The following is a 23,741-nucleotide window of genomic DNA, read 5'->3' on the forward strand; positions in this document are numbered from 1 at the left end:
TGACATTACACTATAGTTGGCATTACAATTGAATACCTATATTTGAACATAAAAAAAATAATTATGGCATTAGAAATCACAGATGCAAACTTCGAGGAGCTTGTATTAAAATCAGATAAACCCGTATTAGTAGATTTTTGGGCAGAATGGTGTGGCCCTTGTCGCATGGTTGGTCCTGTAGTAGAAGAAATTGCGAAAGAATACGATGGTAAAGCAGTTGTTGGAAAAGTGAACGTTGATAATAACCCTCAAATTTCGACACAATTCGGTATCCGCAATATTCCAGCTTTATTATACTTTAAAGACGGTCAGGTTGTTGACAAACAAGTTGGTGCAGTTCCAAAATCAGTATTAGCTGAAAAATTAAACAAGCAATTGGCTTAAGAAAAAAGCTAGAGTTTTAAGCTAGGACAATTATCAGTCTGAGCATTTAGCTTAAGCTTGTAACATATTTAAAACCCGGGTTCTTTAAAAGGATACGGGTTTTTTTATGAAGAAATATTTTCGTTTCTTTAAATTAAAAATCCATATCCCCATGAAATTAATTAACAACAAGGTATTAGGTATATTCATCGCTGCAGTAGCTGTAAATTGTTTTAGCGTTACAGATGTAGCTGCCCAAAGTCCTGTAGAATCCGGCAAACCAACTGCCGATTATAAACCAGCTTTCACTGGTCAAACCCGTATTGCTGGCATAAAAACTTCCACTCCGTTAGAAATATCGATCATCAACGGTAAGCTTGAAAATCCATGGGCAATTTCGGTTTTACCCAATGGCGGATTTCTGATTACGCAAAAGCAAGGAACCATGGTGGTGCTTACTGCTGATGGAAAATCAAGCAAGAAAATCACAGGCATGCCAAAGGTAGATGCCTCTGGTCAGGGTGGTTTGTTGGATGTCACGCTTGATCCTAATTTCGCAAAAAATAGAATGGTCTATTTTGCGTATTCAGAACCACAAACTACAGGGGTTGTGCTTGCAATAGCAAAAGGAAAACTGTCTGCTGATGAGACGAAGATTGAAAATCAAAAAGTAATTTATCGTGCCACACCGGCCCATACGGGTAAATTGCAGTACGGGTCGAGAATTGTTTTCGATAAAAACGGAGATATGTTTGTGAGCACCGGAGAACGTTCGGATAGAGAAATAAGAATTCAGGCACAACATTTAAACTCTTCTTTGGGCAAAATTCTTCATTTAACAACAGAAGGTAAAGCTGTACCTAATGGACCTTTTGCTGGAAAAGCAGATGCACGGCCTGAAATTTATGCTTATGGCTTGCGTAATCCAGATGGTTTGGCCATTAATCCACAAACTGGCGATTTATGGGAAGCGGAATTCGGTCCACGTGGTGGCGATGAGCTAAACTTAATTAAACCCGGCAAAAATTACGGCTGGCCAATTATCACCTATGGTATTGAATATAGTGGAAAGGCAGTTGGAGAAGGCATTCAACAAAAGGAGGGTATGGAGCAACCGGTTTACTATTGGAACCCTGTAATTTCTCCAGGCTCGATTGCTTTTTACAATAGCAGCATAATACCCGAGTGGAAAGGGAATTTGTTTGTCGGCGGATTAAGTGGCTCACATATTATTCGGTTAGTAATCAAAGAAAACAAGGTTGTTGGCGAGGAGCATTTATTGGAAGGTAAAGGCGAGCGCTTTAGAGATCTGGTAGAAAAGGATGGAGTACTTTACGCAGTGACTGATAATGGCAACTTATATAAGATAGCCAAAAAGTAGATAATTTCGGCTGGTGGAGACACCAGCCGATAGATAGGCTTGCAATCATCGTACTAATGGTTGGTGTCCTCACCAACCATCTCTTGAGGGCTCGGCTGGTGGAGACACCAGCCGATAGAATGTAGTTGGTTAGTAGTTGAGTACATCAAAAGATAGACAAATAGGCTTGCAATCCTCGCCTTAATAGTTGGTGTCCTCACCAACCATCTTTTGAGGTTTCGGCAGGTGAAAACACCATCCGATAGCGGAAATCCTTCCATCTAAACCTCGTGTCAACCAAAACCGTTTTCAAAAAAATCTCATCTCTGCTGTTTCTGAAATATTATGTCGTTATGAATGCTAAAAACCTATTTTAATTCATAAATCTTTTATTAGCTTTACGATATGCAGACGGTAAAGTATGAAAATGAAACCAGTTTTGGCAATCTGGAATTATTAGCAAAGCAAGTAGTTGAAGGCTTTATCACCGGGCTGCATAAAAGTCCTTTTCATGGATTTTCGGTGGAGTTTGCTGAACATCGCCAATACAATAATGGCGATAACGTAAAAAATATCGACTGGAAGCTCTACGCTAAAACTGATAAGCTTTATAGCAAGCGCTTTGAAGAGGAAACCAATTTACGCTGCCAGTTTGTAATTGATGTTTCCTCTTCGATGTATTTTCCGGAACCGAAAAAAAATAAGCTTACCTTCGCCATCGAGGCCAGTGCTTCACTCATGTATTTGTTAAAAAGGCAGCGTGATGCCTTTGGTTTAAGCCTTTTTGCTGACGAGGTATTGCTGAATTCTCCGGCAAAATCTACAACCGCCCATCAAAAATTTTTGTTTGCTCAGCTGGAAGATCTCTTGGAGAACCCAAAGTTGAATGCCCATACAAACTTAAGTGGCGCTTTACACCAGGTGGCAGAATTGATTCACAAACGGTCTCTCGTAATTATTTTCAGTGACTTGTTTAGTACTCAAATCAACAACCAAGCAACCGACGATTTTTTTGATGCTTTACAGCATTTGAAATTTAATAAACACGAAGTTGTGGTATTCAACGTGGTTGATAAAGCAAAAGAAGTGGACTTTGATTTTGAAAACCGCCCATATCAGTTTGTGGATATGGAAACAGGAGCCACTATTAAAGTTCATGCGAACCAGGTGAAAGAAAATTACAAAGCTTCAGTCTCTGCTTATAGACAAGAGCTTGCTTTGAAATGCGCTCAAAACAAAATTGACTTGGTAGATGCAGATATCAACGATGGATTTTATCCGATTCTGCAGGCTTACCTCATCAAACGGCAGAAGCTCGGTTAGCAATTACCTCAACTAAAAACAACATCTACTTACTCGTGTTGGTTATATATTTGAATTCTTAAACCCCATAACATGTTAGAAAAAGGAACCAAGGCACCAGATTTTGAATTGAATGCCACTCCCGATCAAAAAATTAAGTTAAAAGATTTTTTAGGTAAAAATGTGATCTTGGCATTTTACCCGGCAGACTGGAGTCCGGTTTGCAGCGACCAGATGGCGCTTTACAATGAAATGCTGAAGTATTTTAGTAAACACGATGCTCAAATTTTTGGAATTTCTGTGGATAGTGTTTGGTGCCACCTGGCTTTTGAAAAGGACCGAAATCTGCATTTCCCGCTCCTGGCAGATTTTGAGCCAAAAGGAGCCGTATCTAAGGTTTATGGCGTATATGATGAAAAGGTTGGAGAAAGTAAGCGGGCACTTTTTGTTATTGATAAAGAGGGAAAAATTGCCTGGAGCTATTTATCGCCTACGGCAGTAAACCCAGGGGCTGATGGAATTTTGGATGCATTAGAAGCATTAGATAAAAATAGAAACTATGAGTAAGCTAAAACCGGAAGTTACGGAGAAAGATCATGCACAGGGAAAACAAGATGCACCAATTACCATTGTAGAATATGGCGATTATCAATGTCCTTACTGTGGGGATGCTTATCCAATTGTAAAAGAAATTGAAGAAACTTTTGGGGATCAGATCAACTTCGTATTTAGGAATTTTCCACTACAGGAAGCACATCCATTCGCTTTTCCAGCTGCAATAGCTGCTGAAGCAGCAGCCTTGCAAGGTAAGTTTTGGGAGATGCATGATGCACTTTACGAAAACCAATATCGTTTGGATGAAGATTTATTTGATGAATTAGCAGAAACGATTGGTTTGGATATTGAAAAATTTCAAGCGGATAGTACCAATGCTGATGTGAAACAAAAGGTAGAAGATGATTTTGAGAGCGGCGTGAGAAGTGGCGTAAATGGTACGCCTTCATTTTATGTTAACGGAAACAAGTTTGATGGCGCAGCTACTGATTTATATCAGATGCTTAAAGAAAGTACAGAATAAAAAAACCTCATGTGTTTTGCAACACATGAGGTATCAGATAAGGGTAACCGGAAAACTAAAAAACTAATTATGAGTTTTTAGAATTTAACAAAACAGAAATCGCTTCGTATTTTGTTATTCAAAGGTGCATTTCATTTATGAAGTTTTAGTGAAGAAGATAATCTCGGTCGGATTCCCAGTCTGTAAACAGTCAGATTCGATTATTTCTTTTTCTGGCTGCAAACAATTGTAAGCAAGAGAATATTTATAACCTGTCATCATCATAGTGATGTTGATCATAATCTAAAATTGTATGGCCAAAAATGTTGCTGAGCAACTTGTAGAAATGCTTGTTGAAGCTGGTGTGAAAAGGGTTTATGCCGTTACTGGCGATAGTCTGAATTATTTCAATGATGCAGTAAGGCGAAATGGTAAAATTAAATGGATTCATGTCCGGAATGAAGAAGCGGGTGCTTTTGCAGCAGCAGCTGAAGCTGAGCTAGACGGAATAGCATGTTGCGCAGGAAGTTGCGGTCCGGGGCATGTTCACTTAATAAATGGCCTTTACGATGCGCACCGATCTCATGTGCCGGTGATTGCCATTGCATCTACTATTCCTACCGGCGAATTTGGAACTGAATTTTTTCAGGAAACCAACACCATAAAACTTTTTGACGATTGTAGTTACTATAATCAGTTGGCTACCACTGCCGAACAAGCTCCACGTATGTTTCAAACGGCTATTCAAACCGCTATCCATAAAAAAGGCGTTTCGGTTTTTGGCTTACCCGGTGATGTGGCCGAAATGGATGCCGTGGAAAGTGTTACTGCGATGCAAATATTCCGCAACAAGCCTGTCATTCGTCCTTCAGATGAAGAATTAGCTGCATTGGCTGAGCTGCTGAACGAGGAAAAGAAAGTGATGATTTATTGCGGTATTGGTGCATCAGAGGCGCATGATGAAGTGGTAGAACTGGCTTCAAAGTTAAAAGCACCAATTGGCTTTTCATTCAGGGGGAAAATGGGTATTCAATATGATAACCCATATTCGGTAGGGATGACTGGTCTTTTAGGGCAACCCTCTGGTTATCATGCCATGCATGAGGCAGATTTGGTGCTTCTATTGGGAACCGATTTTCCTTACGTGAACTTCATGCCGGTGAAGAACAAAATAATTCAGATAGATGAAAGACCAGAACGACTTGGAAGAAGAGCGAAATTAACCATGGGTTTGTGTGGCGATGTAGCTGATTCTTTGAAAGCACTTCTTCCGCTATTGAAGGATAAAACAGATGATAAATTTTTGAAAGCCCAACTTGAATTTTACGAAAAGGTAAAGGAAAACCAACAGGTTTATGTAAAGGATCAAGGCGAGGAAAATAAAATTCAACCTGAATTTGTGGCTGAAACCATAAATCGTTTGGCTGCTCATGATGCGATTTTTACGGTTGATACCGGAATGTGTTGCGTGTGGGGAGCCCGGTTTATTGATGGTACAGGTAAACGCAAAATGTTAGGCTCGTTTAACCACGGTTCTATGGCTAATGCAATGCCTATGGCAATTGGCGCTGCTCTTGCACATCCGGAACAGCCAGTAATTGCCTTATGCGGAGATGGCGGTTTATCAATGTTACTTGGTGATTTGGCTACGATTAAACAGTACAACCTTCCTATAAAATTGGTTGTTTTTAATAACAGGGCACTTGGAATGGTGAAACTTGAAATGGAAGTTGATGGCTTGCCAGATAATGAAACCGATATGATTAACCCTGACTTTGCACTAGTAGCACAAGCCATGGGTTTCAAAGGTATAACAGTTTCAAAGCCTGATGAAGTAGAAACCGCTATTGCTAACGCATTAACCGAAAGCGGACCGGTGCTGCTAAATATTATGACAAATCCTAATGCGCTGGCCATGCCGCCAAAAATAGAGTGGGCGCAAATAAAAGGAATGACAGAATCGATGGCGAAGTTAATGCTGGGTGGAAAAATGACGGAGGTTTTCGATACCATCAAATCCAATTATAAACACTTCGGCGAAGTGCTTTAAATGAAAACAAAAAGCCAGGTCATCTGGCTTTTTGTTTAAGTTATTTTTTTGAATACAGGTTTTGTAGGTGTAACAGAGAGGCAATCAGTTTGTCCTCATTTCCAGCCAAACAATAGTATTTAATTCCATTTTTATCGTTCTCTGGTTCGCCATCTCTTTTCTCGAAAATTGGATAGATCGTTTTCAACGTTGTGTTGTTAGTTGACGGATGAACCTTAAAGCCTTTCCAATCGCTGATCATCGTCATACCGTCTTTTTTAATTGATTCATTTTCGCTCTCGAGTTTGATTATAAAGTGACCGCTTTTGCCGTCATCATCAACTTTAAAAGCATTTTCTGTAATTTTCAACTGAGTAATCTGCCCTTTAATTAAGATACTGTCAGTACCGCCAATAGCACTAGCTAATAGTTGATTGATGGTTTGAATGGTTTCAGATTTGTTTTGTGAAAATCCTTTGAATGTGATCATCAAAAGGATCAGCAAGGTTAATTTTGTTCTCATAATTATTTGGTTTTTTTGTGTGTACCTAAAACTAATCAAATAATTTGAAAAAGCAAATACCTATAAATCAGTAAGTAACGAAGCAATCTCAGTTTAAAGAGATTGCTTCGTATCTCGCAACGACGGTTTCTTTTGCAAAACCTACAAATTTCCCCTTAACTCTTGTTCACGTTCTAAAGATTCGAATAATGCTTTGAAATTTCCTGCACCGAAACTTTGAGCACCCTTACGTTGGATAATTTCGAAAAATAGTGTCGGGCGATCTTCTACCGGTTTGGTAAAAATCTGGAGTAAATAGCCTTCTTCATCACAATCAACTAAAATCCCTAAACTTTCCAGCAACGAAATTTCTTCATCAATTTTGCCTACCCGTTGTGGCATCATATCATAATAAGCTTCAGGTGGCGCACTCAAAAATTCAACTCCACGAGATTTAAGTTCTCTCACTGTGTGAACAATGTCTTTCGTAGCTACTGCAATATGTTGTACGCCTTCACCTTCATAGTATTCTAAGTACTCCTCAATTTGCGATTTCTTTTTACCTTCTGCGGGCTCATTAATAGGGAATTTTGAGAAACCATTACCATTACTCATTACCTTGCTCATCAAAGCTGAATATTCCGTATTGATTTGTTTGTCATCAAAAGACAGGATATTTACAAAGCCCATTACGTCTTCGTACCACTGTACTGCTTCATTCATCCTGTTCCAACCTACATTGCCCACACAATGATCGATGTATAAAAGCCCGGCATCTGCAGGTTTATAGTCACTTTCCCAAACCCGATAACCTGGCATAAAAGTGCCAGAATAGTTTTTTCTTTCGATAAACATGTGCACCGTTTCTCCATAGGTGTAAATACCGCTCATTTTAACCTCACCATTTTCATCAGTTAATGTTTTAGGTTCCATGTAGGGTTTTGCGCCGCGTTTCGTCGTTTCTTCGAATGCACTATAAGCATCATCAACCCAAAGGGCAAGCACTTTAACGCCGTCGCCATGTTTTTTAACATGTTCTGCAATTGGATGGTCAGATTTCAAGGCCGTGGTTAGGATTAACCTGATTTTTCCCTGTTGTAAAACATAAGAGGCTCTATCGCGAACACCAGTTTCCGGACCGGCATAAGCCAAGCTTTGGAAGCCAAAAGCGGTTTTGTAATAATGAGCAGCTTGTTTTGCATTGCCCACGTAAAATTCTATATAATCTGTTCCATTAATAGGCAGAAAATCCTGTGCCTTAGCTATTTTCTCTGCGAATGTTAGTGTTTCCATATTTTTTTTGATAGTCCGGAATCCGATTTAGATATCCGAGGATTTAAATTTTTACTAAGTCCGAAGTCGGGCGGCCGAGATCGGATGATTTTATTTTGATAAGCCTAAAGTCGATTTTAATTGCTGTGTAACTACGCTCTATAGCATTGGACTTCCTTATCCCAACCACCTATTCTATATTAATCTGCCAGCTTTTGTGGTAATTTTCATCTTCTATATCAATTGCATCTTGCGTAAGCATCAGCGGTTTGAAAGGATCAATCATTACGGCTAGCTCATCTGTTTTTTCTTTTCCAATGGATTTTTCCACTGTTCCTGGATGCGGACCATGTGGAATACCGCCGGGATGGAGCGTAATTTGTCCTTTAACCACGCTTTTTCGACTCATAAAATCGCCATCGACATAATAAAGCACTTCATCGCTGTCTACATTGCTGTGGTTATAAGGTGCCGGGATAGAATCTGGATGGTAGTCGTATTTTCGTGGAACGAAAGAGCAAATCACAAAATTATGCCCTTCAAATGTTTGATGTACCGGAGGCGGTTGATGCAGACGGCCAGTTATCGGCTCGAAATCGTGGATCGAGAATGCGTAAGGATAATGATATCCATCCCAGCCTACATAGTCAAAAGGATGTGTACCGTAAGTGTAAGGGTAGATTAAGCCTTGTTTTTTAATGAGTACCTTGAAATCGCCGTATTCATCATGCGTTTGCAAATTCTCAGGTAACCTTAAATCTCTTTCACAGTATGGCGAATGCTCCATTAACTGTCCATACTGGTTTAAGTATCGTTTTGGAGGCCTGATCGGACTAAAACTTTCAACAATGAACAATCTATTTACCTCATTGTCAAATTCCATTTGATAAATTGTTCCCCTTGGAATGATCAGATAATCTCCGTAAGCAAATTTAATTTCCCCGAAACCCGTTTTCAGTTTACCCGAACCCTCATGAATGAAGATCATTTCATCAGCCTGGCTGTTTTTATAGAAATAATCAGTCATTGATTTTTTCGGAGCGGCCAATACGATATGTAAATCGCTATTCACCAAAACGGGTTTTCTGCTTTTTAAAAAATCATCTTCAGGCTTGATATTGAAACCGATTAGGCTGGTATGTTTGAGGTGCTTTTCACGAGCAATTTTTGGTTCCACGCTGTAAGGTTCACCTAAATGTTTCACAATGGTAGGCGGATGGCAGTGGTAAACCAACGAATATAAACTCGAAAAACCTTCGGTAGAAACCAGTTCTTCGGCGTATAAATTTCCATCGGGCTTACGGAAAACCGTATGACGTTTTGCTGGTATCTGCCCCAATTTATGATAAACAGGCATAATGATATAAGTTAGGTTAGAAATAAGATCTAAAAGAATAAACAATCAAAACGCAGCGGCGTTTCAATTTATAGGGAAAGGTGATGAGAATTACAGAGAATATTGAGCCATGATTAATTTAGATAGCATTTTATAGCGACGGGCAGCAATGGCGTCGTTCACTAAATTGATATGTAATGCTTTTAAAATCATGGTTTTGATGATGCTAAAGTAATGATTTTATTTTTAAGATGAAATTTCTTTATCTTTAATTCTAACCAAAATTCGATGAAAATATTCTTAACGCTCCTCATCTGCTTCCTGACTTGCTTCACCGTATCGGCTCAAAAAAAATGGAAATATAAAATTAAGGTTGTTGAGCACTCTGGCAAGCGATACCGTGGTTTTTTCTATTCCGCAGAAAATAAACAACTTATTTTGGTGAAAAATAATGGTGATACCAGCATACTGAAAGCGGAAAATATTGACAAGCTATTTATTCACAGGCGTGGAGTAGTGGCGCCATTTGCAATTGCAGGCGCCCTTGTTTTTCTTGCCCTCTCGGTAGAAAGCTCAAATGTACTGGAATCGGTAGTTTTGATCATAGTTGGTATTCCTGTTGGCGTTTCATTGGGTCTGTTAACAGGTGAACTTTTTGCGAACAAACGATATTATAAAAGGTTGGAGGAGAAAGATTTTCCATTAATTAAAAAAGATTTGCAAAAATATACTGAACTTAAATAGTGCAGGCATTTTTCTTTTCCTGTCGTAAATTATTAGCTTTACCACGTACTTTAACCAAATTTATATGAAATTAGTAAGTTATAAAACTGAAGATAGAGAGCACCTTGGCCTGTTTATAGATGGCCACATCTATAATTTAAACAGTTGTGATAAGCTGCTTCCTGATACAATGAATGAATTTTTGCAAGGCGGAGAAGTACTGATGGAACGGGCAAAAAAAATTGATTTACAAATTAATGATGGATCGTTATTGGCGAAAGAGGAAATCTTTTATGAAATTTTGGCTCCGGTTCCTCACCCAACCAGTTGTAGAGATGGTTATGCTTTTAGGCAACATGTTGCAGCAGCACGAAGAAACCGCAAAGTTGATATGATTCCTCAATTTGATGAGTATCCTATATTTTATTTTACAAACCATAATGCTATTCAAGGTACGGGAGAAATTGAGTGTATGCCAGATCACTTCGATAAACTCGATTTCGAACTTGAGCTGGCAATTGTGATTGGTAAAAAAGGTAGAAATATTAAAGCAGCAGAGGCTGATGATTACATCGCTGGGTATATGGTGATGAATGACATGAGTGCCCGCACCCTACAAATGGAAGAAATGCTGCTCAATCTTGGTCCGGCGAAAGGGAAAGACTTTTCTACGGTGATTGGACCGTGGTTGGTTACGCCAGATGAAATTGAAAAATATAAAGTACCAGCAAAGGAAGGCCATGTGGGGAATGCTTACGATTTGAAAATGACTTGTCGTGTAAACGGTATTGAGGTATCTCAGGGAAATGCTGCGGATATGGATTGGACTTTTGCCGAGATCATTGAGCGTTGTGCTTATGGGGTCGACATTCTGCCAGGCGACGTAATTGGGTCGGGAACGGTGGGTACGGGCTGCTTTCTCGAGCTGAACGGAACCGGTTTATTAAATGATCCGAATTATAAAACACAATGGTTGCAACCCGGCGATGTGGTAGAAATGGAAATCACAGGTTTAGGTGCGCTAACCAATAACATTACAAAAGCAGATACCGATTTTTCGATCTTGGCTTTGAAGAAATAAAACAATTTGAAAAGCAGGGTTCACCTCATTTCTGTTGCTGCAGCCCTGCCATTCTTGCCCGTCCGGCAGGCGGGCGCTTTACTCAATTGTAGTTCGTTTTCGCTGTTGTTAGGTTTGATTTACTTAAGTTTACCTTAAACAATAAAACAACAGTGGCGAAACTTTTTTTGATGCAGTAACGTAGAATGTCCCTGTCATGCTCGGGGTTAAATTTATTTCATAAAAACCAATATAAGTGGTGTTAAGAACGGTCGTCATTGCCTGCCTGCGGAAGGCAGGCGAGGTACGAAGCAATCTCATTCTTGGTAGCGTGCTATCAAATGAGATTGCTTCTCCCGATAAAATCGGGATCGCAATGACGAAGGCATGATTAATAAAGATGTATAATATAGTGGGGCTAATTTTATAAATAGCGTTTTCCTTGATTTTCAACTTTCCAACATTAAAAACATTCCAACTTTCACGCTTTCCAATGTTAAAACATTTCACCAACTAAAACATTCCAACTTTGTTAACCCTAAAAACTGAAGATTTAAGTGCTGTTCAATTGCAGGATTATCTGCAATATGCTATTGCACCTCGTCCAATTTGCTTTGCCTCGACTATTGATGCTGACGGAAATATTAATTTAAGTCCCTTTAGCTTTTTCAATATGTTTAGCACAAAGCCGCCCATTTGTATCTTTTCGCCAGCAAGAAGGGTTCGCGATAATACCACAAAACACACATTGGAGAACGTATTACAGGTAAAAGAATGCGTTATTAATATTGTAAATTACGATATGGTACAGCAAATGAGTTTAGCCAGTACCGAATATGCAAAAGGCGTGAATGAGTTTGAAAAAGCAGGATTTACAATGCTAGCATCTGATTTAGTTACTCCACCAAGGGTTTCAGAAGCACCAGTTCAGTTTGAATGTGTGGTTAATCAGGTAATCCCTTTAGGCGATAACCATGGTGCTGGTAATTTAATACTCGCTGAAATAAAGTTAATCCACATCAATGAAGATATTTTGGATAACAGTGGGAAAATCGATCAAAAGAAAATTGATTTGGTAGCCCGCTTGGGTGGCGATTGGTACTGCCGGGTTACTGAAAACAATTTGTTTAAAGTGGCCAAACCTTTGGCTAAGCTCGGAATAGGGGTGGATGCTTTGCCTAAAGCAGTTCGTTTATCTAAAGTGTTAACCGGGAATGATTTGGGGATGTTAGGGAATGTTGAAGTGCTGCCAGATGAGCAGGAAGTTGACTTGGTAAGCTCGCATCCTGAGGTGAAGGAAATTTTGGATGCCACAATAGGTGATGCTACCAATAGGGAGCGAGAGCTGCACGAACTCGCCAAAACCTTCCTTGAGAGCGGGGAGGTAACACTTGCTTTAAAAGTCGTTTTACTTTAAATTTAATTTCTAAAACCCAACATCATGCACACCATTGTTCAGGTTGATCAGTACATTATAAATTCTGCTGAATTCGCCATTCCAATTTTGGATCATTTGAGAAATCTAGTTCACAAAGCAGATGCCCGGATAGAAGAAAAGATGAAATGGAGCATGCCATTTTTTGAGCTCAAGGGTCCGGTTTGCCATATGGCTTCATTCAAAAATCATTGTGCTTTTGGTTTTTGGAAAGGCTCATTAATGACAGACGAGCTCAATCTTTTTAAAGATCGAACGAACGCTATGGGTGCACTCGGGAAAATCAGGACGTTTGCAGATTTACCACCAGACGAAGTGCTGATGGCTTATATTCAACAGGCAATACAGCTTAATGAAGCAGGTATTAAACTTCCGCCGAAACCAAAAAGTGCTGAAAAGCCGCCGTTAATTGTGCCTCAGTTTCTTGTTGATGCTTTACAGAACGATCCGGTTGCGTTACGTGTTTTTCAGAATTTTAGCGAATCAAATAAAAGAGAGTATGTGATTTGGCTAGAAGAGGCAAAAACTGAAGCTACTAAACAAAAGCGTTTAGAAACCGCTTTGGAATGGCTTGGCGAAGGAAAGCCGAGAATGTGGAAGTACCTAAAGAAATAACGCTATAAAATACTTACAATCTTCATGAAGCGGTTTCTGTAATGTCCGTTAAGCTCGGTGATGGTTACGCTATGAGCCTTGCCTGAAGAGGCGTGAATAAACTTTATTCCGTTTTCATCGATAGAATAAACGATGCCTACATGACCGATACGTCTTACCTTTGAATTACTGCCTGTAAAAATTAAAACATCACCAACTTTTGCATTTTCCAGGTTAGTTTCTTTACCTGCGCCACTAAATTCACGTGATGAACGCGGCACCTTAAAACCAAAATTGCTAAAAACATAACTTACAAAACCAGAACAATCAAAACCTAATTTCGGATTGCTTGTAGCATAACGGTAGCGAATACCTAACATGCTTTTAGCAAAATCGATAAGTGTTTCAGACTTTGTTTCTTGATTACCTGATGGAGCCTTAGCTTCTTTTGGTAGATTAGCAACCAGTTTTTTAACCATTTCCTGGTATTGTGCTGGTATGATGGTTTGAGCTTTTCCTGCGGTTGCAGACAAAATGAAAAACAGAATTGGAATGATTAATTTCTTCATATGTTGGAGCCAAAGATAGAAAAATAATCTAAGGGAGCTCAAAATGTGGAAAACCAGTTAAAACAAAAGAAGCCCAAGTTTACTTGAGCTTCTTTTGTTTTTATAATAAACATCGATTTAAATGCTTGAAAACACTTCTTGAGCTTTATTTCCAAATATAGGTAAAGGTTTCTGTTCTTGATTGCTGGCACTTATTGCACCTAAAATCATTAATATAAGATAACCGACATATACTACCCAGCTTACGTATACCAAAATAATAGTTGGGATAATCATAATTATAATAGAAAGCGCAATGTTAAGGACAATCATACTCAAGTGAAGAAGAAGTGATTGACGTAAATGATATGTAGATAAGGCTGTTTTATTTTCCTTATACATGCCAAAATAGGAAATTAACCATCCTATTAGTGTGATGTAACTAACAATTGCGGCAGTTTTGCCATTATCAGGTGTTCCGAAGTTTTTGTTTGTTTCCATTAATTTAGATTTAGTTTTAAGTATAATTTATTACAGGACTTATGATTACATTTAATTTAGGAAAAGTAATCAAATCTTTTAAACAAAAAGATAAATTACCATTATAAAATTGTTATTAGGGTGTAGTTACCGCAACTGGCAATACTTTTCCATTAAAAAATTTGTGCCCGGTTTTAGCGAAATCAGCAATATATTTACCCATCTCAAAGGCCATAACCGGACTTTGATATCCCGGAAACGCTGCCTCCAGCATTTCAGTTTGAGCAGAGCCTAAGGCCAAACAGTTTACTTTAATTCCGGTTTCAGCCAATTCAAAAGCCAGGCATTCCGTCAGTGTGTGCAAAGCCGATTTACTGGCAGAATATGCTGCCAATCCAGGAAATTTAACACTGCCCTGAAAACCGCCCATACTGCCAATGTTTAAAATGTGTCCGCCAGTTTGCATCAGTTGTAGAATTTGTTGGGTCATCCTGAAATGAGAGATCACATTGCTTTGGAGCATTTCAGCAAGATCTGCTTCTGTAGTTTGTAAAAAAGGTTTATTAATTAACGCACCGGCATTGTTAATCAAAATATCTACATGCCCCAATCGCTCTTTCAAAAATGGAATAAGCGCTGCATAATCGTCATTTACGATGTCAAACTCTACAGGTAATAATGTACAATCAGGGTTAATTCCCTTCGCAATTTCTAGTAGCTTCCGCAATTTATCTGCAGTACGGGCTATGGCAACAATTTTGTTTTCTTTTTGTAAACTGAATTCTAAAGCTGTTTCGAAACCAATTCCGCTGCTTGCCCCGGTAATTATGATATTCATTTTATTCTTTTGATTGATATCAGCTTGAAAGTGCTGTTGTTTGCTAAATTAAAATTAGTTCGATATCAACTATCGACTTAAAACCTTTATCGGAGGTAACTAGTGGGATTTGCAAAAATTTTGAAGTGGCAGCGATTATCGCATCGGGAGTTTTTACTCGATATTGCTGACGAATTGAGATCGCAATATTTTTTATTTCAGAATTCAATTCAATTATTACACAATCTTCTAATAAAGATTTTAGTCCTAATCTCTCGTTCTCCTTAAGCAAATGCCAGCCTAATAATTCAATTTCAGATATTACTGAAACGATTGCAGTTCCATCTAGAAAGGGTTCGGTTTTTTCTAAACCCTCGTGAACATTAATGAGAAAGTTTGTATCAGCAACAAAACTAAATGAACTCATTTCTTATTTTTTGTTGATAATCAACGCCATCAAGTCCACGCTGAAGTTTGCCGAAGTGCTTACGTAAGCTTTTTTTTGCAGCTCCTTCCGAAACTTTTTTTATTGCTTCTTGTACTTTTTCTTTAGTAACGGGTTGCTGAATTTCAATTATCATAATCAAATTTAATCAATTAAAATCAATTTTTGGCAGGCTTAAATTATTTGCATTTCGACTATTCCGCAACTAACTGGCTCACCGGATATTTAATCACATGCAAACCATCATTAATCAATTTCCGATGATCGGCTTCTCTGGCTGCCTTAAGCTCAAGGTAAATCAAAACGTCCCTTTCCAATTGATGGTAGATTTTCTTATGGTAAACAAGTTCTAGAATTTCCAAGACACAAAGCCAGTCTTGCCTGTGGTTGGTTCTAAGTTGATCAAATATATCAGGTAGCTGCGCTAAGTGATCACCGCTTTCCCTAATCTCCCGAACGCTTTTATATAGTTGATGAAGTTTTAAGGTCTTATCATCGTAAGCGATTTGCTGAGTTTTCTCCAAGCTAACCAAGGTAATTTCTTCGAAAGCATCTTTATCTGCAGCTCCATTAAATACAGATGCAATTTTATCGCCAACGGCCATGTCGTAAACTCCCCATTCGGGTTTAAATAAAATGTTTCCATTGCCTTCGGTAACGGTACATTCCTCAAAGGTGATTAATATTGTTTTGTCTGCTCTTTTTAAAATATTATTCACCTTGCCCGCTACAGTAATGCCACTTTCAAAGGTCAAATTGGTGTTATTGCCGAGGTAAAGCCCAGCCATTTCCATTTCTTCATCACTATAATTTTCGAGGGCCCTTAGCGAAGTTTTGAGTCTTCCAACGGGAGAGGAAAACCCATCTTTGTGATAATCTTTGCCGTGATTTTGCAGCTGCTTTCCTGCGAAAGCCAATGCCGAAACGCCGGTTGTTTTAATAAATGTTACTTCATCATCAGCGTTTAGGCCAATATCAGTAAATACGCCGCTGACCTGCAAACCCGAGCTATACACTGCGGTAGCAACGTTCTTGCAAGCAATAGCTTTCATCACACTTTCTGCACCTCCAACTCTAAAGGCCATGGTATTTGCAAAGGTTTCTAAAACATCAATTAAATTCTGGAAAGTTTCTGTCACAAATAATTGCGGCTGTGGCTTAGTAATGTCGTAAGCATAATTAATGGTATCCATGTTATACCAAATTTTTTCAACATCTCTTTGCATGCAACTCGCACTTTCACCGATGGAAGAAAGTAATCCGGCACCATAAATTTTTGGGTTCTCCAAAGTTCCGATTAAGCCATATTCCACTGTCCACCAATGCAGCCGACCCAGCAAAGCCATTTCAGATGGTTCGCCCATATTCTCATTAATGTACCGAAGTTCTTTTTCTGCTTTGGCGATTTCACTTTCGTTGGCATCAACAGCTTCCTTCAAAATAGAGAGCTTTCTAATCGCTTCATAAAGTTCAAAATCTTTGGCAGAGAACATCGCTTTTGCGCCAATAGAACCGAAGTAACTGAGGTAATTGTTATAGTCAGTATCTGCAATGATCGGCGCATGCCCAGCGCTTTCGTGAATAATATCTGGAGCAGGCGTATATTCAATGTGGTTAATTTGCCTGATATCAGCGGCAATAACCAAAACCCGGTAAGCCTGATATTCCATAAAGGCTGCAGGCGGAATAAAACCATCAACAGTAACGGCACCCCAACCAATCTTACCCAAATTGTCATTCATGGTTTGCAAATCAGGAATATGTTCTATACTCAAACCCGCTCTTTGTAAACCCTTTATGTATGGATAATAAGCCACGTTTTTTAGGTAGCTATAATTTTGTCGCATCACATACCGCCAAACCGCCTGATCTATAGGCGTATATTTCTCGTAGTTTTGGTCAACAATAAACTGTTTTAAATGCTTGGGTAGTTTGGCTACCTGGGCATTATTAAAGTCATTAAAATGGCTCATGGTTTATGAAAATAAGTTGGTCGGGAGCTAATATATGGTGTTGCCTTTATGTTAACAAATAAGCGACTGCTTAAATTAACAGCACAGCGTAATAAAGGTTTGAGGCAATAAATGCTAATTTTAATAAATAGATTAATCATTTGAAAAGCCAAACCTGCCTTTCATTTCAATGGGTAGCCGGGCTGTTCGCTAAATCTTTTACGCATTACAAATGCGTAAAAAGGATACCGCTTCCATCCCGTTTAATCACACCAGACCGTGCTCATCAACATGGTTTTTTTGGGAATGTGCTCTCAACCATAAACAGAACCACGACCAAGGCTAGCTAAACCCGACTTAATGAAAAACACGCAATCCCGATTTTTCATCGGGAGCGGATTTGAAATGAGGGCGGGGCCGGATTAACCTAAATGCTGCTGAACCTGCTTTTCAAAAAGAAATTAGTGCTTTTTGGCAACTTTCTTATCCCCAATTTTTTTAACACTGAAGGTAAAGTAATGTTGGTAGAGATAACTAAATCCGGCAATGCCAACTGATACAACCAACCGCGAAATGGTCGGATAGATTCCCAGCATTTCTACAAAAAATTTCAATAACACATAGTTTAACAACATGTTAATGAACTGTAGATTTATAAATCTAAATAATTGAGTACGCGATTTAACTTCGCTATGCGTAAAAATCACATATTTATTCAGTAAAAAGCTGTAAGGAATCACAATTGCAAACTCAACAATTAAAGCCATCGTATTCCGTTTCAGCGTCATAGCTAAAACTTTAACTTCTTCTGTTAAAAACAAATAATTATAAGCCAGATAGAAGACAACCAAGCCGAGTACAAAAGTACTTCCGCCGGTAGCTAAATACCTGAAATTATGTAAGGAAATAAATCTTTTAAACGGTGGATAAAAAAAGTCGATAAAAGATAAAATGGCTTTACGCATTATGGAATTATTTGGCCAAAAATAGAAAGATTTGGCACAATTGTTAAATAAAATGCAAAATGATGCTGGCGAAAGCCACTTTGAATGAGTTTACATAAACTAATTAGAAGGCCCAGTATTTATTTCGCGTTGTTTTGGTAGGCGGGCTGTGCAACAAAATCGATTACCGCACACCAGGTGTATGTTGGGTGACCTTGAATGCTAATACCAACTGTGTTGAGTTTGTTCTTTTGATCGATAATGTTAAATCGATGCCCTAGCTCGGGCACCCCGCAATCCAGAAGCAAATGGCAAACAATGTCTAGGCTTTTTGAATAGCCAAAATCAATATTTTCGCTTTTGGTGAGGTTGGGGAAAAACTTTGAAAGACGTCTTGTGAATGAATTGCCATTACTGCTTTCATGCGAACTTAAGCTGTATTTTTTTAAATCTAAGGCATGGCTCTTACTCAATGCACTCAATTTCTCATCAGGATAAAACATCGGCAAATTTTTAATGCCGCGTAAATGCTTAAGCAGGGAGATGTAGTAAGGGTTATCTTGGGTGATACGCAATTGATTATAGTTGCGATATTTTCGAACTTTAGCATTGTAGCTATAGATGTAATCATCCAGAAAAGTATAATAGAATTTTTCTCCATCCATGCGGATTAAATTCATGTACATCACAATATCTTTTTCTTCATTAGTTAAATAGGAGGCATTTGCTGCCGTATTGGCTCTGCGAAATTCGGCGTCCGTCCAGGTTTGCGCATTAGCCTGCCTGCCGATAACGATAAGAAATGAAAAGGCTAAAAATAGTTTGTTCATCAAAGTGACGGTATTCATCAATAACGCCGTTAAAAATCATTTATTTTTAGAGGTAAAAATTAAACCAAAATCTGTCCAGGTAAGTGATTAGTTACAACTTATTGAATGCTGAGATAATGGATTATTACTAATTTTAGAACATGATACGAATGTTTATTCTGGCTCTGCTGCTTGGGACAACAATAGCTGTAAAAGCACAGGTTGATACCGCCGCTTACCGGGTAATTGCTAACGCTGTAAAAAAAGAATTTGCGCCAGATAAGCGATCAGTTTACTTTAACGTTGGTTTTAAAGGCGATACCATTTATGCAGAAAGCACTTCTGAAAAAGCATTACAAAGTTTAGCTGCTAAGTTGAGCCAGGTAACCGGACTTGTAAAAATTAGCGAGCTTTTACCATCGAAATCACTTAATGGTTTGGAGTTTGGTTTGGCTAATCTTTCGGTTTGCAACAATAGGGCAGCGCCCCAAAACGCGGCAGAAATGATGACACAAATGACTTTGGGCACTCCTGTGCAAGTATTAAAAAAACAGGGCGGATATTATTTGGTTAAAACACCAGACGGCTATATCTCCTATACGGATGGAGCAGCGGTTAGCCTGATGAATCGACAAAGCTTTGAACGTTGGAAAAATGCGAAGCGGATGATTTATTTGGCCGATTATGGTCACGCTTACAGCAAAGCTGATGAAAAATCTCTTCGGGTTTCTGACTTGGTGAAAGGGAACATTTTGGAAGTAACAGCTGAAGTGAAAAACTTCTATCAGGTGGTATTTCCTGACAAGAGAATAGGGTATATTAAAAAAGCCGAAGGAACTTCGTTTTCAACCTGGCAGAAACAAACCAACCCGACTGCGGATGGCATTTTAAGCAGTGCCAAAACACTTTTTGGCGTTCCGTATCTATGGGGAGGCACATCAGTTAAAGGCGTTGATTGCAGCGGCTTTACCAAAACCAGCTATTTTCTAAACGGGATTGTAATTCCTAGAGATGCCTCGCAGCAGGCGTTGATTGGTGAGGAGATTGAGGTGCTGGAAAATGATTCTACTAGCATTGATAAGTGCCTGAAGAATTTAAAAGCGGGAGATTTACTGTTTTTCGCAGCCGCGAAACTGAGGGGTGACTTCAAGGGGCGAATAACGCATACGGCCATTTATATGAGCGATGGGGAGTTTATCCAATCAGCAGGAATGGTTAGAATTAATAGCTTAAAGCCTGGAGCAACCAACTTCGATGAGCGGGAATATAAAACGCTGGTAGGTGCCAGAAGGTATCTCAATCAAATCGGAAAGCCAGAGATTACTAGGGTAGAAAACCACGAATGGTACGGGAATTAGAAGGTTTTGTATTTCTCAATGTGCTTTTAAAGCAAATTTTGCTTTTGTAACTTCTGTTTAAAACTGATGATTGATAACGTTTATGACTGTTTTAAACAAAAAAAGTCGCAGGCTTTTAAACCTGCGACTATATATGATGTGATGCTGTGCTAAATTCAATTCCAAAATTGACTTAGCGCATTTCGATTTTATTATGCCAAAAGAGTTCTCCAGCTTACCGCTTTGCCCACAATGTCCGCTAAGTCTGCAATCGCAACACGTTCCTGATCCATGCTATCGCGGTGGCGAATGGTCACGGTATTGTCTTCTAAACTTTGGTGATCAACTGTTATACAAAATGGGGTGCCAACAGCATCCTGACGGCGGTAGCGCTTTCCAATGGCATCTTTTTCTTCATAAATACAGTTGAAATCAAATTTCAGAGTATCCATAATTTCCCTAGCCTTTTCTGGTAAACCATCCTTTTTAGTTAAAGGGAAAACAGCCACTTTGTAAGGTGCCAAAGCAGGGTGTAAGCGCAATAACGTACGGCTATCTTGTTTTTCTTCGGTGCTTAAATCTTGTTCTTCGAAAGCATTAATCATCGTTAACAAGAACATGCGGTCTAAACCGATAGATGTTTCGATTACGTAAGGAACATAATTTCCATAAGGTTTGCCATCTTCATTTAAATCGTTGTCGAAATACTGCATTTTCTTGCCAGAAAACTCCTGGTGTTGGGTTAAATCGAAATCCGTTCTGCTGTGAATACCCTCCACTTCTTTAAATCCGAAAGGGAATTCGAACTCAATATCAGTTGCCGCATTTGCGTAGTGTGCTAATTTAACGTGGTCGTGGTAGCGGTATTTTTCTGATGAAGTTCCCAAAGCTTTGTGCCATTTTAAACGAGCCTCTTTCCAATACTCAAACCATTTTTTGTCTTCTCCCGGGCGCACAAAGAATTGCATTTCCATTTGCTCAAACTCTCGCATGCGCATAATAAACTGACGGGCAATTACTTCATTTCTAAAAGCTTTTCCAATTTGTGCAATACCAAAAGGAATTTTCATTCTTCCTGATTTTTGAACGTTCAAAAAGTTTACGAAAATACCTTGAGCAGTCTCCGGGCGAAGATAAACTTCATCACTGCCTTCTGCCATAGCTCCAAATTGAGTGCTAAACATCAGGTTAAATTGGCGAACATCTGTCCAGTTAGATGTTTTTGAGATCGGGCAGATTACCTTATAATCAACAATTAAATCTTTCAGCTGTGCTAAATTTTCAGCTTTAAGGGCGAGGTTCATTTCTACCTCAAGGGCTAAGCCTTTTTTAACAAATCTCCAGCTTGCTTCATCAATAAAAGGATATTTTTCGCTATCTAAAATTCCTTCCTCATCTTTAAAACTCGGTACCCAGCTTGCTTGGCCTTCATCGCTTAAATTTAAAATCTCCTGCTGAAATTCTGCAAATTTAACTTTGTTTTCAGCACTGAAATTGGCAAGTTCAGTATATAGTTCATCAATTTTATTCTCTAATAATTGATCGGCACGATAACGTTTTTTCGAATCCTTGTTGTCAATCATCGGGTCGTTGAAACCATCAACGTGTCCGCTTGCTTTCCAAACTTTCGGGTGCATAAAAATCGCAGAATCAATGCCCACAATGTTTTCATGCATTTGTACCATGGCTTTCCACCAGTACGTTTTAATGTTATTTTTTAACTCGGCACCCAATTGGCCATAGTCGTAAACGGCGCTTAAGCCATCATATATTTCGCTGCTTTGGAATACGAAACCGTATTCTTTAGCGTGTGAGATTACATTTTTAAATTGTTCGTCGTTATTCTTTTGAGCCATAATGCAGGCAAAGATAATTATTTTGAGCTGAAAGACTAAAGCTGAAAAATTAAAGTAAAAACCCCTGCTTTGATGTTTCTAAATGCCTTAAATGCTTCAAAAATTTTTCGAAAAGCAAATACAGTGCTTATCAGTTTATTTCAGTCCCGCTTTGCACTTTACTTCGTTGCACTACGTGTTCGCTGCAATCCCTTAGGTTTGAATATTCTTAGAAATATTTGAGATTTGAATAAAAACCTTAACGGCAGTGCTGCACTTTGGCTCGATCTAGGTTAAAGACCTAAAACCCGTATTAGAGCACTGCCGTTTGTTGAACAAGAACCATATAGAATTTTAGTCTTCGCTGGACCGTTAAGGGATTTAGTTTTATTCAACATTAAGGTTTGTTTTTTCCACTTAACAACCCAAAGTTATGAATTACAGATTATTTGCGGGCATCGATGTTTCAAAAATGAAAACAGATGTAGTGTTTTTTCTTACTGAAAATCCTGATGAGCAGTTTCATGGCACCTTTAGCAACAATGAGGAAGGCTGTAAGGAAATGGTGGCCTGGATGCAGGAGCTTACCGGCCTTTCGATTGCTGAGATGCTTTTTTGCGCAGAGGATACCGGACTCTACACACTTCCTATCTGTACCTTTTTTGACGGACAGGGCGGAAATCTCTGGGTTGAGAACGCCCTGAGGCTTAAGCGCTCCCTTGGTCTAAAACGTGGCAAATCTGATAAGGCAGATGCTGCCGAAATAGCCAACTATGGTTTTTTACATAGGCGCAAAGCTGTTCTTTTTAAACTTCCGAGCAAAACCATAAGCAAGCTAAAGCATTTATTGAGCTGTAGAAAGCAGCTTGTGAAGCAACAGACGGCATTAAAAAACGCAAGTGGAGAGCTGGAAGCTTTCGATGGAGATTCAGCAGATTTTACATTGGAGATCAGGAAGTCACTGATCAAAGAATATGACAAGAAAATTGACATGATTGAAGCGGAACTTATAAGATGTGTAAAAGCGGACAAACTACTTGAAAAGCAATATCGTCTGGTCAACTCCGTATACTGTATAGGGCCTCAGACAGCGATGTTTATCGTGGTCCTTACGCAAGGATTCAGTCTGTTCGAGGATCCCAGGAAGTTTGCCTGTTATTGTGGTATTGCCCCTTTCGGAAATACCTCTGGAACAACACTAAAGGGGAAGCCAAAGGTTAGCCACCTGGCAAATAAAAGAATAAAAACACTACTTACCATGTGTGCGCTCAACACAATCAAAAAGGATAATGAGTTCAAAAGGTATTATGACAGAAAGATACAAGAAGGAAAGCATCATTCAGCTGTTCTAAACGTATTGAGAAACAAACTGGTCAGCAGAGCTTTTGCAGCAGTATTGAAAAACAGACCCTATAAGAAAGATCTTTATAATGCTGCCTAAATATTTTAAAATTTATTTGCAAAAACCATAGAATACGGGTTTAAGGTGGCTAAAGTTGCTAATCTATTCACGTGTAAAAAGCACAACGCCAAGAATTCCA

Annotated in this window: 24 protein-coding genes; 12 read left to right on the plus strand and 12 right to left on the minus strand. The window is 38.9% G+C overall.

Annotation, left to right across the window (positions count from 1 at the left end; genetic code table 11):
- Positions 1–63: 63 nt before the first annotated feature.
- From trxA to ACZZZK_RS19595, 6 genes are all read left to right on the plus strand, one after another.
- Positions 64–384 carry a thioredoxin gene (gene trxA, locus ACZZZK_RS19570; protein WP_056851389.1) on the plus strand — a complete coding sequence of 107 codons (321 nt, stop codon included), beginning with the start codon at positions 64–66 and terminating at the stop codon, positions 382–384.
- Between the two features lie 151 nt (positions 385–535).
- Entirely contained in the window at positions 536–1,744 is a 1,209-nt protein-coding gene (locus tag ACZZZK_RS19575; RefSeq protein ID WP_463485592.1) for a PQQ-dependent sugar dehydrogenase, read from the plus strand.
- Positions 1,745–2,128: 384 nt separating this feature from the next.
- Entirely contained in the window at positions 2,129–3,046 is a 918-nt protein-coding gene (locus ACZZZK_RS19580; protein ID WP_463485593.1) for a DUF58 domain-containing protein, read from the plus strand.
- Positions 3,047–3,118: 72 nt separating this feature from the next.
- Entirely contained in the window at positions 3,119–3,592 is a 474-nt protein-coding gene (locus tag ACZZZK_RS19585) for a redoxin domain-containing protein (RefSeq protein ID WP_463485594.1), read from the plus strand.
- Positions 3,585–4,103 (plus strand): DsbA family protein, encoded by a 519-nt coding sequence (locus ACZZZK_RS19590; RefSeq protein WP_463485595.1) that lies wholly within the window; start codon positions 3,585–3,587, stop codon positions 4,101–4,103. Before ACZZZK_RS19585 ends, ACZZZK_RS19590 begins: the two co-directional genes overlap by 8 nt.
- A 292-nt stretch (positions 4,104–4,395) precedes the next feature.
- Positions 4,396–6,132: a thiamine pyrophosphate-dependent enzyme gene (locus ACZZZK_RS19595; protein ID WP_463485596.1), complete on the plus strand. Its 1,737-nt coding sequence runs from the start codon at positions 4,396–4,398 to the stop codon at positions 6,130–6,132.
- Between the two features lie 40 nt (positions 6,133–6,172).
- Here ACZZZK_RS19595 and ACZZZK_RS19600 read toward each other — a convergent pair whose 3' ends face one another.
- From ACZZZK_RS19600 to ACZZZK_RS19610, 3 genes are all read right to left on the minus strand, one after another.
- Positions 6,173–6,634 carry a hypothetical protein gene (locus tag ACZZZK_RS19600; RefSeq protein ID WP_463485597.1) on the minus strand — a complete coding sequence of 154 codons (462 nt, stop codon included), beginning with the start codon at positions 6,632–6,634 and terminating at the stop codon, positions 6,173–6,175.
- A gap of 141 nt (positions 6,635–6,775) precedes the next feature.
- Positions 6,776–7,906, minus strand: a complete 1,131-nt coding sequence (hppD, locus tag ACZZZK_RS19605) for a 4-hydroxyphenylpyruvate dioxygenase (RefSeq protein ID WP_463485598.1) — start codon at positions 7,904–7,906, stop codon at positions 6,776–6,778.
- 169 nt (positions 7,907–8,075) lie between these two features.
- On the minus strand, positions 8,076–9,242 hold the full coding sequence (locus ACZZZK_RS19610) for a homogentisate 1,2-dioxygenase (protein WP_463485599.1): 1,167 nt from the start codon (positions 9,240–9,242) through the stop codon (positions 8,076–8,078).
- Between the two features lie 267 nt (positions 9,243–9,509).
- Here ACZZZK_RS19610 and ACZZZK_RS19615 point away from each other — a divergent pair, with 267 nt between their 5' ends.
- The 4 genes from ACZZZK_RS19615 to ACZZZK_RS19630 all read left to right on the plus strand — a co-directional run bounded on the left by ACZZZK_RS19615 (position 9,510) and on the right by ACZZZK_RS19630 (position 13,054).
- On the plus strand, positions 9,510–9,965 hold the full coding sequence (locus ACZZZK_RS19615) for a hypothetical protein (RefSeq protein WP_463485600.1): 456 nt from the start codon (positions 9,510–9,512) through the stop codon (positions 9,963–9,965).
- Between the two features lie 64 nt (positions 9,966–10,029).
- Positions 10,030–11,025, plus strand: coding sequence for a fumarylacetoacetate hydrolase family protein (locus ACZZZK_RS19620; protein WP_463485601.1), 996 nt, complete (start codon positions 10,030–10,032; stop codon positions 11,023–11,025).
- Between the two features lie 508 nt (positions 11,026–11,533).
- On the plus strand, positions 11,534–12,421 hold the full coding sequence (locus tag ACZZZK_RS19625; RefSeq protein ID WP_463485602.1) for a flavin reductase family protein: 888 nt from the start codon (positions 11,534–11,536) through the stop codon (positions 12,419–12,421).
- 24 nt (positions 12,422–12,445) lie between these two features.
- Positions 12,446–13,054: a YdeI/OmpD-associated family protein gene (locus ACZZZK_RS19630; RefSeq protein WP_463485603.1), complete on the plus strand. Its 609-nt coding sequence runs from the start codon at positions 12,446–12,448 to the stop codon at positions 13,052–13,054.
- 2 nt (positions 13,055–13,056) lie between these two features.
- On the opposite strand, the gene ACZZZK_RS19635 is transcribed toward ACZZZK_RS19630, so the two are convergent.
- The 8 genes from ACZZZK_RS19635 to ACZZZK_RS19670 form a co-directional block, all read right to left on the minus strand.
- Positions 13,057–13,602: a C40 family peptidase gene (locus ACZZZK_RS19635; protein ID WP_463485604.1), complete on the minus strand. Its 546-nt coding sequence runs from the start codon at positions 13,600–13,602 to the stop codon at positions 13,057–13,059.
- Positions 13,603–13,719: 117 nt separating this feature from the next.
- The gene (locus ACZZZK_RS19640; protein WP_463485605.1) at positions 13,720–14,082 is read right to left on the minus strand and encodes a DUF4870 domain-containing protein; all 363 of its coding nucleotides are present in this window, start codon (positions 14,080–14,082) and stop codon (positions 13,720–13,722) included.
- Between the two features lie 115 nt (positions 14,083–14,197).
- Positions 14,198–14,899: an SDR family oxidoreductase gene (locus ACZZZK_RS19645; RefSeq protein WP_463485606.1), complete on the minus strand. Its 702-nt coding sequence runs from the start codon at positions 14,897–14,899 to the stop codon at positions 14,198–14,200.
- 43 nt (positions 14,900–14,942) lie between these two features.
- Complete coding sequence (locus ACZZZK_RS19650) at positions 14,943–15,305, minus strand: type II toxin-antitoxin system VapC family toxin (RefSeq protein ID WP_463485607.1); 363 nt, start codon at positions 15,303–15,305, stop codon at positions 14,943–14,945.
- Positions 15,292–15,459 (minus strand): hypothetical protein, encoded by a 168-nt coding sequence (locus ACZZZK_RS19655; protein WP_157255777.1) that lies wholly within the window; start codon positions 15,457–15,459, stop codon positions 15,292–15,294. Before ACZZZK_RS19655 ends, ACZZZK_RS19650 begins: the two co-directional genes overlap by 14 nt.
- Positions 15,460–15,517: 58 nt before the next feature.
- Complete coding sequence (locus ACZZZK_RS19660) at positions 15,518–17,296, minus strand: aromatic amino acid hydroxylase (RefSeq protein WP_463485608.1); 1,779 nt, start codon at positions 17,294–17,296, stop codon at positions 15,518–15,520.
- Between the two features lie 440 nt (positions 17,297–17,736).
- Complete coding sequence (locus tag ACZZZK_RS19665) at positions 17,737–18,240, minus strand: GtrA family protein (protein WP_056851371.1); 504 nt, start codon at positions 18,238–18,240, stop codon at positions 17,737–17,739.
- Between the two features lie 119 nt (positions 18,241–18,359).
- Positions 18,360–19,067 carry a CAP domain-containing protein gene (locus tag ACZZZK_RS19670; RefSeq protein ID WP_463485609.1) on the minus strand — a complete coding sequence of 236 codons (708 nt, stop codon included), beginning with the start codon at positions 19,065–19,067 and terminating at the stop codon, positions 18,360–18,362.
- 122 nt (positions 19,068–19,189) lie between these two features.
- Between ACZZZK_RS19670 and ACZZZK_RS19675 the strand changes: the two genes are divergently transcribed.
- Positions 19,190–20,386 carry a C40 family peptidase gene (locus tag ACZZZK_RS19675; protein ID WP_463485610.1) on the plus strand — a complete coding sequence of 399 codons (1,197 nt, stop codon included), beginning with the start codon at positions 19,190–19,192 and terminating at the stop codon, positions 20,384–20,386.
- Between the two features lie 191 nt (positions 20,387–20,577).
- Here the strand turns inward: ACZZZK_RS19675 and ACZZZK_RS19680 are convergent, their stop codons facing one another.
- Entirely contained in the window at positions 20,578–22,221 is a 1,644-nt protein-coding gene (locus tag ACZZZK_RS19680; protein ID WP_463485611.1) for a glycine--tRNA ligase, read from the minus strand.
- 412 nt (positions 22,222–22,633) lie between these two features.
- Here ACZZZK_RS19680 and ACZZZK_RS19685 point away from each other — a divergent pair, with 412 nt between their 5' ends.
- Entirely contained in the window at positions 22,634–23,641 is a 1,008-nt protein-coding gene (locus ACZZZK_RS19685) for an IS110 family RNA-guided transposase (RefSeq protein ID WP_463485612.1), read from the plus strand.
- Positions 23,642–23,741: the final 100 nt, after the last annotated feature.

The sequence above is a fragment of the Pedobacter sp. AC163 genome, assembly GCF_979258665.1.

Excerpts from the sequence above, each read along its gene's own strand:
- trxA (WP_056851389.1), top strand. The coding sequence starts at position 64 with ATGGCATTAGAAATCACAGATGCAAACTTCGAGGAGCTTGTATTAAAA.
- ACZZZK_RS19575 (WP_463485592.1), top strand. The coding sequence starts at position 536 with ATGAAATTAATTAACAACAAGGTATTAGGTATATTCATCGCTGCAGTA.
- ACZZZK_RS19580 (WP_463485593.1), top strand. The coding sequence starts at position 2,129 with ATGCAGACGGTAAAGTATGAAAATGAAACCAGTTTTGGCAATCTGGAA.
- ACZZZK_RS19585 (WP_463485594.1), top strand. The coding sequence starts at position 3,119 with ATGTTAGAAAAAGGAACCAAGGCACCAGATTTTGAATTGAATGCCACT.
- ACZZZK_RS19590 (WP_463485595.1), top strand. The coding sequence starts at position 3,585 with ATGAGTAAGCTAAAACCGGAAGTTACGGAGAAAGATCATGCACAGGGA.
- ACZZZK_RS19595 (WP_463485596.1), top strand. The coding sequence starts at position 4,396 with ATGGCCAAAAATGTTGCTGAGCAACTTGTAGAAATGCTTGTTGAAGCT.
- ACZZZK_RS19600 (WP_463485597.1), bottom strand. The coding sequence starts at position 6,634 with ATGAGAACAAAATTAACCTTGCTGATCCTTTTGATGATCACATTCAAA.
- hppD (WP_463485598.1), bottom strand. The coding sequence starts at position 7,906 with ATGGAAACACTAACATTCGCAGAGAAAATAGCTAAGGCACAGGATTTT.
- ACZZZK_RS19610 (WP_463485599.1), bottom strand. The coding sequence starts at position 9,242 with ATGCCTGTTTATCATAAATTGGGGCAGATACCAGCAAAACGTCATACG.
- ACZZZK_RS19615 (WP_463485600.1), top strand. The coding sequence starts at position 9,510 with ATGAAAATATTCTTAACGCTCCTCATCTGCTTCCTGACTTGCTTCACC.
- ACZZZK_RS19620 (WP_463485601.1), top strand. The coding sequence starts at position 10,030 with ATGAAATTAGTAAGTTATAAAACTGAAGATAGAGAGCACCTTGGCCTG.
- ACZZZK_RS19630 (WP_463485603.1), top strand. The coding sequence starts at position 12,446 with ATGCACACCATTGTTCAGGTTGATCAGTACATTATAAATTCTGCTGAA.
- ACZZZK_RS19635 (WP_463485604.1), bottom strand. The coding sequence starts at position 13,602 with ATGAAGAAATTAATCATTCCAATTCTGTTTTTCATTTTGTCTGCAACC.
- ACZZZK_RS19640 (WP_463485605.1), bottom strand. The coding sequence starts at position 14,082 with ATGGAAACAAACAAAAACTTCGGAACACCTGATAATGGCAAAACTGCC.
- ACZZZK_RS19645 (WP_463485606.1), bottom strand. The coding sequence starts at position 14,899 with ATGAATATCATAATTACCGGGGCAAGCAGCGGAATTGGTTTCGAAACA.
- ACZZZK_RS19650 (WP_463485607.1), bottom strand. The coding sequence starts at position 15,305 with ATGAGTTCATTTAGTTTTGTTGCTGATACAAACTTTCTCATTAATGTT.
- ACZZZK_RS19655 (WP_157255777.1), bottom strand. The coding sequence starts at position 15,459 with ATGATAATTGAAATTCAGCAACCCGTTACTAAAGAAAAAGTACAAGAA.
- ACZZZK_RS19660 (WP_463485608.1), bottom strand. The coding sequence starts at position 17,296 with ATGAGCCATTTTAATGACTTTAATAATGCCCAGGTAGCCAAACTACCC.
- ACZZZK_RS19665 (WP_056851371.1), bottom strand. The coding sequence starts at position 18,240 with ATGCGTAAAGCCATTTTATCTTTTATCGACTTTTTTTATCCACCGTTT.
- ACZZZK_RS19670 (WP_463485609.1), bottom strand. The coding sequence starts at position 19,067 with ATGAATACCGTCACTTTGATGAACAAACTATTTTTAGCCTTTTCATTT.
- ACZZZK_RS19675 (WP_463485610.1), top strand. The coding sequence starts at position 19,190 with ATGATACGAATGTTTATTCTGGCTCTGCTGCTTGGGACAACAATAGCT.
- ACZZZK_RS19680 (WP_463485611.1), bottom strand. The coding sequence starts at position 22,221 with ATGGCTCAAAAGAATAACGACGAACAATTTAAAAATGTAATCTCACAC.
- ACZZZK_RS19685 (WP_463485612.1), top strand. The coding sequence starts at position 22,634 with ATGAATTACAGATTATTTGCGGGCATCGATGTTTCAAAAATGAAAACA.